The sequence below is a fragment of the Texas Phoenix palm phytoplasma genome (genome assembly GCF_005774685.2).
Taxonomy (GTDB): domain Bacteria; phylum Bacillota_I; class Bacilli_A; order Acholeplasmatales; family Acholeplasmataceae; genus Phytoplasma.
Genome location: NZ_VBRA02000013.1, coordinates 1 through 1396, shown reverse-complemented (window position 1 = coordinate 1396; position 1396 = coordinate 1). Strand labels below are relative to the sequence as shown.

The following is a 1396-nucleotide window of genomic DNA, read 5'->3' as shown; positions in this document are numbered from 1 at the left end:
AAAGTTTTAAAATAAATGAATCTAATATTAAAAAAATTTAGATTTTATATTTCAAAAGAATTATCTTTATCAAAAATACAGTTAATTCATATTTAATAGATATAAAACAATATTTAAATTTTTTATCAAATTCATTAAATATAAAGAAATTCAAAAAATTACAAAAAAATCATACTTAAAACTTTTAAAAATTACTCTTTTTGATAAAAAAAACATTAAAACAATTTTTTTATCAGCATTCTTATGTTTTTTATACACATTAACAGATGTAATGTTTATGAGTGGAGATTATAAAATTCAGTTATACAGCACAGGAATTCATGGAATGGGAGATGCTATAGCTAAAATTTTGATTTATATTGATTTATTTGATTTTACTAAAAATAAATCATTTAATGGTATTTTTGCGGCTTCATTTTTTGGATTTGTAAATTTATTATTATTTATTTTTATTTCTTTTCCAAAATTAGATTTTAAATTTAGTATAAATTCTTTAATAAATAGTATTTTATTAATATTCTTTTTAAGTGGATTAACGTTTACAATAAATAATCCAAATGGTTATTTATACAATATGCATAATTTTTTTGGATTATTTAAATCAAATGATGCAAGTTTTTTTCCTTCTTTAATGAGAGTTCTAATAGGCGCAATATTAAATGGTTTAATATGTGGTTATTGTATAAAAATAGGAAGTTCTACAGGAGGAGTAGATATTATAGCGAAATATTTATCAATTTATAAAAAAAAAGATATTTCTTTATTATTAACTATATTAAATTTTTGTATAGGTATATTTTCGGTTACTTTTGTAAGCTTTTGGTCAAGACAAATTAATTGGATTTCTCTTTTTTTCACTATCATTAAAGAAGGAAAAAAACTTGCATCATTTGATTTAAATAATCCAAAATTATACATATATAAACTGAATTATTTTGTATGGGCGTTAATCCACCAAAAAATATTTAAGCTGCAAAATTTATACTAAATTTAAAATCTAATTTTGGAAAAGAAATAAAAATAAATAATAATAAATTTACAAATCCAAAAAATGAAACACATAATACCGATGGCGGTTATTTTGAAATAAACAAACAAATATTGTAAATCAAAATTTTAACTATAGCATCTCCCATTCAAAATTTTGTGCTATATTTAATTTTAATGTGTATAAACATAAAATGCTGATGCTTGTTTTAATGTTTTATCAAAAAACCAAAGAAGTTTAAATATGTTTGAACTGTTTTAATAATTTATTAAAAATTTAAATATTGGGCACATATCTATTAAATATGAATTAACTGCTGATAGATAATTCTTTTGAAATATAAAATTCAAATTTTAATATTAGATTCATTTGACAAAACTGCTTGTTTTTCATGTTATTTTGAGCCAC

At 19.6% G+C, this 1396-nt stretch carries 1 protein-coding gene; it reads left to right on the top strand.

The features are described 5' to 3' along the window. The first annotated feature begins 148 nt into the window (after positions 1-148). Positions 149-988 (top strand): YitT family protein, encoded by an 840-nt coding sequence (locus FEF22_RS02035; RefSeq protein WP_425329536.1) that lies wholly within the window; start codon positions 149-151, stop codon positions 986-988. Positions 989-1396: the final 408 nt, after the last annotated feature.